The sequence below is a fragment of the Streptomyces sp. NPDC041970 genome, from assembly GCF_055588985.1.
Map to the genome: position 1 here is coordinate 63455 of NZ_JBVJCD010000033.1, position 8826 is coordinate 72280.

The 8826-nt window shown below is 75.9% G+C and carries 8 protein-coding genes; 3 read left to right on the forward strand and 5 right to left on the reverse strand.

Features of this window, described 5'->3' with window-relative positions:
• Nucleotides 1–52: 52 nt before the first annotated feature.
• The 3 genes from ACZ6EJ_RS17815 to ACZ6EJ_RS17825 all read right to left on the reverse strand — a co-directional run bounded on the left by ACZ6EJ_RS17815 (nt 53) and on the right by ACZ6EJ_RS17825 (nt 2240).
• Nucleotides 53–892 (reverse strand): SCO1664 family protein, encoded by an 840-nt coding sequence (locus ACZ6EJ_RS17815; protein ID WP_469268091.1) that lies wholly within the window; start codon nt 890–892, stop codon nt 53–55.
• Nucleotides 856–1446 (reverse strand): DUF3090 domain-containing protein, encoded by a 591-nt coding sequence (locus tag ACZ6EJ_RS17820; RefSeq protein ID WP_469268092.1) that lies wholly within the window; start codon nt 1444–1446, stop codon nt 856–858. The genes ACZ6EJ_RS17815 and ACZ6EJ_RS17820 overlap by 37 nt, the downstream gene beginning before the upstream one ends.
• A gap of 71 nt (nt 1447–1517) precedes the next feature.
• Nucleotides 1518–2240, reverse strand: a complete 723-nt coding sequence (locus ACZ6EJ_RS17825) for a histidine phosphatase family protein (protein ID WP_469268093.1) — start codon at nt 2238–2240, stop codon at nt 1518–1520.
• 55 nt (nt 2241–2295) lie between these two features.
• Between ACZ6EJ_RS17825 and corA the strand changes: the two genes are divergently transcribed.
• Entirely contained in the window at nt 2296–3291 is a 996-nt protein-coding gene (gene corA, locus ACZ6EJ_RS17830; RefSeq protein WP_469268095.1) for a magnesium/cobalt transporter CorA, read from the forward strand.
• Between the two features lie 26 nt (nt 3292–3317).
• On the opposite strand, the gene ACZ6EJ_RS17835 is transcribed toward corA, so the two are convergent.
• On the reverse strand, nt 3318–4106 hold the full coding sequence (locus tag ACZ6EJ_RS17835; RefSeq protein WP_469268097.1) for a ferritin-like domain-containing protein: 789 nt from the start codon (nt 4104–4106) through the stop codon (nt 3318–3320).
• Between the two features lie 147 nt (nt 4107–4253).
• The gene (locus ACZ6EJ_RS17840; protein WP_469268098.1) at nt 4254–5303 is read right to left on the reverse strand and encodes an LLM class F420-dependent oxidoreductase; all 1050 of its coding nucleotides are present in this window, start codon (nt 5301–5303) and stop codon (nt 4254–4256) included.
• Between the two features lie 135 nt (nt 5304–5438).
• Between ACZ6EJ_RS17840 and ACZ6EJ_RS17845 the strand changes: the two genes are divergently transcribed.
• Together ACZ6EJ_RS17845 and ACZ6EJ_RS17850 are read left to right on the forward strand one after the other, a co-directional pair.
• Entirely contained in the window at nt 5439–6422 is a 984-nt protein-coding gene (locus ACZ6EJ_RS17845) for an aldo/keto reductase (RefSeq protein WP_469268099.1), read from the forward strand.
• On the forward strand, nt 6419–8722 hold the full coding sequence (locus ACZ6EJ_RS17850; RefSeq protein ID WP_469268100.1) for a helix-hairpin-helix domain-containing protein: 2304 nt from the start codon (nt 6419–6421) through the stop codon (nt 8720–8722). Before ACZ6EJ_RS17845 ends, ACZ6EJ_RS17850 begins: the two co-directional genes overlap by 4 nt.
• Nucleotides 8723–8826: the final 104 nt, after the last annotated feature.

Sequence of the window (8826 nt, forward strand, 5' to 3'; positions counted from 1 at the left end):
GACGCCTTCTTGCGCGCACCCCGCCCCAGGGGGTAGGGGTGCGCCGCGCGTCCTACACCGGCGGCCAGGGGATCGGCGGCCACTGCCCGCTGGGCCGGGGGTGCACCCCGCTCCGCAGCAGGTGGGCGACCCGCTCGCGCAGCGCCTCCAGCTCGGCCGGTGTGATGAGATCGGCCATCCGGGTGGCCAGGGCGCCCCCCGGCGCCAGCTCCGCGGCGAGCCGGTCCAGCGCCGAGAGCGCCTCGGCGGTCAGCGGCTCGCCCGCCCAGCCCCACAGCAGGGTGCGCAGCTTGTCGTCCGCGTTGAAGGCGACCCCGTGGTCGATGCCGTACAGCCGTCCGCCGGGGGCGGGCAGCAGATGGCCGCCCTTGCGGTCGCCGTTGTTGATGACCGCGTCCAGCACCGCGAGCCGCCGCAGCCGGGGGTCGTCCGCGTGCACCAGCAGCGCGGTCTCCCCCTCCCCCACGTCCGCGAAGCCCACGGCCTTCCAGCCGTCGCCCGGCTCCTCGCCCTCGACGAGCGCCAGCAGCGGCGGCTCGCCGTCCCCGGCGGCCGCCCCGTCGATCCAGAGCTGGCACATGCCCCGGCCGTAGGGACCGTCCCGCAGGACCGTGGGCGGCACGAGGTCCCACCCCGTCGCGCGCGAGACCTCGTACGCCGCGACTTCGCGCTGGGCGAGGGTGCCGTCGGGGAAGTCCCACAGCGGCTGCTCCCCCGCGACCGGCTTGTAGGCGCAGGCGCGCTCCTCGCCCTCGTACGCCACCGTGCAGCGCAGCACCGCGTTGGACGCTCCGCCGACCTGTCCGAGGACGGTCAGCGTGCCCTCGGCGAGCAGGGTGAGCAGCTCGGTCTCGGTCAGGCTCCGCGACGGTATCCGTTCTGGCGCGGGCATACGTGTCCTTCCGGATCGAGCGGCAGGCTGCACAGCGGGCACGGCGGGCGGCCGGCGTTGACGACGTCCAGGGCGCGTTTGGCGAAGGCGCGGGCCTGTGCGCCGCTGAGCCGCACGCGGAGCATGGGCGGACCGTTCTCCTCGTCCTGGAGGAGCTTCTCCTCGGCCTCGGCGAGGTCGTCCTCGGAGTCGGCGTCCAGCTCGACGAGGGCCTGCGCCTCGATGATCATGCGCTGCGCCTCGCCGTCCCAGGCCAGCGCCATGGTGCCGACGCGGAACTCCTCCTCGACGGGGACGTCCAGGGGGGCGGTGTCGGTGATGTCGGCGGGGGCCACGGCGGGCACCGGGGAGTTGCCGCCGGTGCGGCGCACGACCTCGTCGAGCAGTTCGTCGATCCGCTCGGCGAGGGCGGCGACCTGGGCCTTCTCCAGAGCCACGCTGGTGACCCGGCCCTGGGAGGACGCCTGCAGGAAAAACGTACGGCGGCCAGGCAGCCCGACCGTGCCGGCCACGAATCGGTCCGGCGGGTCGTAGAGGAACACCTGACGGGACACGTCCTGCTCCCTAAGAGAATCGGTGGTGGTGGGGCGGCGCTATGGCGCGTCCACCCTACTGCCCGCGGCGATCACGGCGCGCCCGCGCCGCCGCCGACCGCCGCGTCCGCCGCCGTCCCGCCCGGAGCGGTCGCGCCGGCGTCCGCGCCGGCGGAGTTCTCGCGGGGGGCCAGGGAGGCGAGGTCGCCGGTGTCGCCGAGCCGCAGGAGGAAGGGGCGCAGGCGGGTGTAGCGGATCGCGGTGACCGAGCAGGGGTCGACGTGGACGCGCTGGAAGAGGTCGAGGTGCATCCCGAGGGCGTCGGCGACGAGGGACTTGATGATGTCGCCGTGCGAGCACATCACGTACGTCGCCTCCTCCCCGTGGTCGCGCTCGACGCGGTCGTTCCAGTCGCGCACGGCGTCCACGGCGCGGGCCTGCATCGCGCGCATGGACTCGCCGCCGGGGAAGGCGGCCGCGGAGGGGTGCTGCTGGACGACGGACATCAGGGGCTCGTCGGCGAGTTCGGCCAGCTTCCGTCCCGACCAGTGGCCGTAGTCGCACTCGTTGACGCGGTCCTCGGTGTGCAGGGGCAGGCCGGGGAGGGCGTCGAGCAGCGGGCGCAGCGTCTGGCGGCAGCGCTCCAGCGGGCTGGTGACGGCGAGGACGGGGGCGAGGCCGGAGAGCCGGGCCGGGAGGGCGGCGGCCTGTTCGGCGCCGCGTTCGTCGAGGTGGACGCCGGGGGTCCGCCCGGCGAGCACTCCGGCGGTGTTGGCGGTGGAGCGTCCGTGGCGTACGAGGATCAGCGTGGGCATACCCGCCAGCGTAGAGGGGCGCCCGAGGTGCATCGAGCGCCGATCACGGGGAAGAATGCCCGCCGTGATCGTGGATTGTGCCATCTACCGGGACGGGCGCCGCATCGAACGGCCCGAAGACTTCTCCGACGCCCTGGACGAGGCGCGGACCTCGCGCGACGCGTTCCTGTGGATCGGGCTGCACGAGCCGACGGAGCAGGAGTTCGACCTCGTGCGGGACGAGTTCGCGCTGCACCCGCTGGCGGTGGAGGACGCTCTGCGCGCCCACCAGCGGCCCAAGCTGGAGGTGTACGACGACTCGCTGTTCGCCGTGCTCAAGCCGATCGTCTACGAGCCGGAGAGCGACGCGGTCAGCGCGGACGAGCTCATGGTCTTCATGGGCGACTCGTTCGTGGTGACGGTCCGGCACGGCGAGGGGGCCCCGCTGGCCGCGGTGCGCCGCCGGCTGGAGGCCGAGCCCGAGGTGCTGAAGCACGGGCCGACCTCCGTCCTGTACGCGGTCAGCGACGCGGTCGTGGACCACTACATCGACGTGGCCGGGGAGCTCCAGGTGGACCTGGAGGAGCTGGAGACGGAGGTCTTCGCCCCGAGCGGGTCGGGCGACTCGAAGAACCTCGCGGCCCGGATCTACACGTTCAAGCGGCAGGTGCTGGAGTTCCGCCGGGCGGCCAGTCCGCTGACGGGCCCGATGGACCGGCTCGCGGGGGCGGGCGTGCCGTTCGTCCACGGGGACGCGCAGCCCTTCTTCCGGGACGTGGCCGACCACCTCACGCGCGCCAACGAGCAGGTGGAGGGGTTGGACCGGCTGCTCTCGGACATCCTCTCGGCGCATCTGGCGCAGATGGGCGTGCGGCAGAACGACGACATGCGCAAGATCTCCGCCTGGGCGGCGATGGCCGCCGTCCCGACCATGGTGGCGGGGGTCTACGGCATGAACTTCGACCACATGCCGGAGCTGCACTGGAAGTGGACCTACCCGACGGTGGTCGGGCTGATGGGCGTGGTCGTCTACGGCCTGTACCGGCTGTTCAAGCGGCGCGACTGGCTCTGAGGGGCCCGCCCGCCCGCGCGGCGCCCTCAGGCGTACTCGTGCTCCGGCACGGCGGGGCCGCCGAGCGCGTCGCGCCGCCGCGGCGTCCGCAGGCTCACCATGCGCCGCCAGCCGGCCATGCGCTCGTACGCGTACACCGCGTGGACGCCCGCGGCCAGCACCGCGGCCTTGGGGCGGGACCAGCCCAGGAGGCGGCCCATGTGGGCCAGCACGGCGAGGCTGACGTCGCGGTAGACCCGGATCTCGGCCAGAGCGCACTCGCGCAGGGTCCGCTGGATGGCCCGGCCGTGCCCCTCGCGGGCGAGGGACAGCAACTCCTCGTGGCAGTAGGCGAGGTGGTTGTCCTCGTCGTGGGAGATCATCCGCACCGCGCGGCCGATGTCGGGATGGTCGGCGAAGTGCCGGCGCAGCAGCCGCATCTGCTCGGAGGCGCGCTGCTCGGTGACGCGGCTGTGGGCCAGGTAGGTGATGATGTCGCGCTCGGTGAGCCGTTCCTCGCCGCGCAGCCGGGAGTGGGCGAGGCCGATGCCCTGCCGCTCCAGGAGCATGGTGTAGTCGGTCTCCGGCGGGACGTCGACCGGCCGGAGGCCGCGCTTCTTCAGGAGGGCGTTGAAGATCCGGCCGTGCTTGTCCTCGTCGGCCCCGTGCCGGACGATCCTGGGTGCGAGGTCGCGGCGGTCCTCGGGGGCGAGAGCGGCGATGCGGGCGTTCTCCCAGCCGCCCTGGGCCTCGCCGCCGGCGGCGATGGAGCAGAACAGCCGGTAGGCCTCGTCGTCGTCGAGGATCTCCTGGAACAGGCTTCTGGCTGAGAGCATCGGGGCCACCTCCGTACCGGTGCCCGCGGGGCGGGGCCCGCGGGGCGTCTTCCGCACAGGAGAGTCAAATGCGCCGCGGGGCGGTCGGCAACCGGAGCGGCCGCCGCGGTCGCGTGGTGCTCGGACGGCCGCGGCGGCGTCGGGGCGTCAGGCGAGTCCGGAGCGCTCCAGGGCGTCCGCGCCGGCGCGCAGGGCGGTGACGCGCTCCTCCAGGGTGAAGCCGGCCGGGGCGAGGTTGAGCGTGGTGACCCCGGCGGCGGCGTACGCCTGCATCCGCTCGGCGATCCGCTCGACGGGGCCGAGCAGCGAGGTCTGGTCGATCAGCCGGTGCGGGACGGCGGCGGCCGCGGCCGCCTTGTCGCCGCCCAGGTAGGCGTCCTGGATCTCGGCGGCCTCCTTCTCGTACCCCATGCGCCGGGCGAGCTGGTTGTAGAAGTTCTGCTTGCGGCTGCCCATGCCGCCGACGTACAGGGCGGTGTACGGGCGGAACATGTCGGCCAGCCCGATCACGTCGTCGCCCACGGCCAACGGCAGCGTGGGGCTGACGTCGAAGCCCTCCATGGTCTTCCCGGCCTTCTCCCGGCCCGCGCGCAGATGCGTGAGCGCGGTGTCCTCCAGGTGCTCGGCGGAGGGGAAGATCAGCAGCGCTCCGTCGGCGATCTCGCCGGTCTGCTCCAGGTTCCTGGGGCCGATGGCGGCGATGTAGAGCGGGATGTGCTCGCGCTGGGGGTGCACGGTGAGCTTGATCGGCTTGCCCGGTCCGCCGGGCAGCGGCAGCGTCCAGTGCTCGCCCTCGAACGCCAGGCGCTCGCGGGTCATCGCCCTGCGGACGATCTCCACGTACTCCCGCGTGCGGGCCAGCGGCTTGTCGAACTTCACGCCGTACCAGCCCTCGGAGACCTGCGGGCCGGAGACCCCGAGGCCGAGCCGGAAGCGGCCGCCGGACAGCGAGTCGAGGGTGGCGGCCGTCATCGCGGTCATGGTGGGCTGGCGGGCCGGGATCTGCATGATCGCGGAGCCGACGTCGATGGACTCGGTCTGGGCCGCGACCCAGGTCAGCACGGTCGGCGCGTCGGAGCCGTACGCCTCGGCCGCCCAGCAGACGTCGAAACCGAGCCGGTCGGCCTCCTGCGCGACGGCGAGGTTGTCGCCGTCCATGCCGGCGCCCCAGTAACCGAGATTGATGCCGAGCCGCATAACCGCTCCCTTACCGATCAGTAACGTCCGTTGCCCCGGACTCTAGCGCGGGCCGCCGCGATCCGGCAGACCGCCGGAGCGCCGGTCGTCCGCGGCCCTCCACCCCGCGACTCCCGGCCAGTAATCTCAGCGCCCATGGAGCAGAGGCATCTCGGCCGCACCGGCCTTCGCGTGTCCCGGATCGGGCTCGGCACCCTCACCTGGGGCCGGGACACGGACGAGCACGACGCCGCGGACCAGCTCAAGGCCTTCTGGGACGCGGGCGGCACCCTGGTGGACACCGCCGACGTGTACGGGGGCGGCGAGGCGGAGCGCCTGCTCGGGAGGCTCGTCGGCGGCCTGGTCCCCCGCCGGGATCTGGTCATCGCGACGAAGGCGGGCAACGTCCCGGACCCCTACCGCCGCGTCAACGGGTCGCGCGGGCACCTGCTGGCCGCCCTGGACGCCTCCCTGGAACGGCTCGGCACGGACCACGTGGACCTGTGGCAGGTCCACGCCTTCGACCCGGCGACCCCGCTGGAGGAGACCCTTCACGCCGTCGACCTGGCCGTCTCCTCCGGCCGCGTCCGCTACGCGGGCGTCTCGAATTTCTGCGGCTGGCAGTTGGCCAAGGCCGCCACCTGGCAGCTCGCCGCGCCCGGCGCCCGCACCCGGCTGGCCAGTACGCAGATGGAGTACTCCCTGCTCCAGCGGGGCATCGAGCGCGAGGTGCTGCCCGCCGCGCTGGACCTCGGGATCGGGCTGCTGCCGTCCTCGCCGCTGGGGCGCGGCGTGCTGACGGGCAAGTACCGCCACGGCACCCCGGCCGACTCCCGCGGCGGGTCCGAGCGGCTGGCCCCGTTCGTCGAGCCGTACCTCGGCGGCACGGCGGCCCGGATCACCGACGCGGTGGCGACGGCGGCGGACGGTCTGGCCACCAGCCCGCTCCAGGTGGCGCTGGCCTGGGTCCGGGACCGGCCGGGGGTGGCCGCCCCGATCGTCGGCGCGCGCAACGCCGCACAGCTCGCGGAGGCGTTGTCAGTGGAGGCGCTTAGTCTTCCCTACGAGATCTGCCAGGCGCTCGACGATGTGTCGGCGCCCGTGCACCGCTATCCCGACCAGGACTGGAGCACGCTGTGACTGCGCTTCCGCGGGGGGAGACCCCCGGCCCCGCCGGCACGGACACGCCGGACGCCGCCGCGCCCGAGCCGGCCGCCGGCGACGCGGGCCCCGCGCCCGCCGAAGCGCCCGAGGCCGCCGGGACGCCGGACGAGGCGGCCGACGCGTCGGCGGACGCGACCGACGACGGCGGCGACGGCCCGTCGGATGCCGGTGACGCGCCCGGTGACCGGCCGGCCGCCGACACCGCGGACGCGGCGGACGCGGCGGACGCGGCGGACGCGGCGGACGCGGCGGAGGCCGCCCAGCTCACGGAGGCCCAGGCCGAGCTGGCCGCCCAGCGCGAGCTGCTCGAACGGATCGAGAGGCGCAAGGCCGAGAAGGAGGGCCCCATCGCCGCCGGCACGAAGCTGAGCGGCACCGCGGCCGACCTCCTCGCGGCCGTCCGGGCCGTGGAGAGCGGCGAGAAGGCGGGGGCCGCGTTCTTCGACTCGCCCGCCGCCGCCCCGGCGCCCCGGCGGGCCGCCCCGTCGCCCGCCCCGCGGCCCCGCCCCGAGGCCCCCGAAGCGGCGCCGGCCGCGCGGACCGTCGCGCCCGAGACCGCCGAGGCGGTGCGGGCGGTGCTCGCGGAGGGCGGGGCCCCCGAGGCGCTGGCCCGCCCGGCCGCCGAGGCGCTGGGCGAGCAGGCCGCGGAGCTGCTGCGCACCGACCCCTGGCGGCTGCTCGCGGTGCCGGGCGTCCGGCCCGAGCAGGCCGACGGCTTCGCGCGGGCCCTGCTGGGGGCCGGCTGCGGTCCGGACGACGGGCGCAGGACGGCCGCCCTGGTGGCATGGGTGCTGGAGCGCGCCGCCCTCCAGGGCCACACGGCTCTGGACGCCGACGCGGTACGGGCGGCGCTCGCCGAGCGCGCCGTGGGCGACCCGGACGCGGCGGTGCGCGACGCCGTCGAGGAGGGCGTCGCCCTGGTCTTCCAGGAGGAGGCCGGCCCCGAGGCGTCGGACGGCGAGGGGGCCGAGGCGCCCGAGGAGGCCGGGCGGGAGCCGGTCCAGGTGCTGCTGGGCCTGGACCGCTACGCACTGGCCGAGGAGAGCCTCGCGGACGGGCTGGCCCGGTTGGTGAACGCCTGCGAGGCGGCCCCCGGCCTCGCGGACGCCGCCGCCTCGGCCCCCTCCCCCTCGGCCGCCGAGCTGATCCGTGCGGCCGCCGGGTCCGGGCTGGTCGCGCACAGCGGCGGCGAGGCGGCGCGGGCCGAGCCCGCCGCCCTGATCGCGGCCGCGCGCGGCCTGGGCCTGCGCGCCCTGGGCGCCGCCCACAGCGAGGACGGCCGGCGACGGCTGGCGGCGGACGTCGGGGACCCGGACGCGGCGGTCACCCTCGCCGGGCTGCTCTCCGGGGCGCAGGGGCCCGGCCGGGACGGGGAGGGGGCGCTCGCGCTGGACCTGCTGGTCGTGCTGGACGCCCCCCAACTGGACGTCGAGGGCGCGGCGGTCCTGGTCGAGGCGCTGGCCGACGGCGCCCGGCTGGTGCTGAGCGGCGACCCCGGCGTGCTGGGCTCGGCGGGCGCCGGGCGGGTGTTCGCCGATGTGCTGGCCGCCCGCGCCTGCCCCCTGGTCGTCTCCCGCACCCCGGACCCCGGACCGATCGGCGAGCTGGTCTCCGGGATCGGCGCCGGCGAGCTGCACCAGGTCGAGGCTCCGGGCAAGGAGGTGGTGATCGTCCCGGTCCGCGACGCGGGCGAGGCGGTCCACCGCACCGTGCAGTTGGTCGCCGACTCGGTGCCCCGCGCCTTCGGCATCCCCGCCGAGGAGACCCAGGTCATCACCGTGGGCCACGGCGGCGCGGCCGGGACGCGCGTGCTCAACGAGGCGCTGAAGCAGCGGCTCAACCCCGGCCCCGGACGGTTCGGCGGGTTCGATCCGGGCGACCGCGTGGTCCATGTGCCCGCGCCCGGCCGGGCGGTGCCCGGCGTGGTGCGCTCGGCCGACGCCGAGGGCCTGCACCTGGAGTGCGCGGGCGCGAGCGTCGTCGTGGCGCGGGAGCGGGTCGACGCGACGGTCCGGCACGGCTGGGCCCTCAGCGCCCACCAGGCGGCCGGGATGCGCTGGCCCGCCGCGGTGGTGGTGCTGCCGGGCGATGGGGCGCAGGGGCTGAGCCGGCCGTGGGTCTACACCGCGTTCGGCCGGGGCGAGCGCCATCTGTCCGTGGTGCACGGGGTGGACCAGGCGCTGGCGCACGCGGTGGCGCGGGTCCCGGCCCAGGAGCGGACGACCCGGCTGCGCCCGCTGCTGGAGGCGCTGTCGACGTCCGGAGCCGCGTCCTGAGCGGACCGGGACGGGGGGGGGGGGGGGGGGGGGGGGGGGGGGGGGGGGGGGGGGGGGGGGGGGGGGGGGGGGGGGGGGGGGGGGGGGGGGGGGGGGGGGGGGGG

Coding starts and splice junctions, on each gene's coding strand:
- ACZ6EJ_RS17815 (WP_469268091.1), bottom strand. CDS start 892: ATGCCCGCGCCAGAACGGATACCGTCGCGGAGCCTGACCGAGACCGAG.
- ACZ6EJ_RS17825 (WP_469268093.1), bottom strand. CDS start 2,240: ATGCCCACGCTGATCCTCGTACGCCACGGACGCTCCACCGCCAACACC.
- corA (WP_469268095.1), top strand. CDS start 2,296: ATGCCCGCCGTGATCGTGGATTGTGCCATCTACCGGGACGGGCGCCGC.
- ACZ6EJ_RS17835 (WP_469268097.1), bottom strand. CDS start 4,106: ATGCTCTCAGCCAGAAGCCTGTTCCAGGAGATCCTCGACGACGACGAG.
- ACZ6EJ_RS17840 (WP_469268098.1), bottom strand. CDS start 5,303: ATGCGGCTCGGCATCAATCTCGGTTACTGGGGCGCCGGCATGGACGGC.
- ACZ6EJ_RS17845 (WP_469268099.1), top strand. CDS start 5,439: ATGGAGCAGAGGCATCTCGGCCGCACCGGCCTTCGCGTGTCCCGGATC.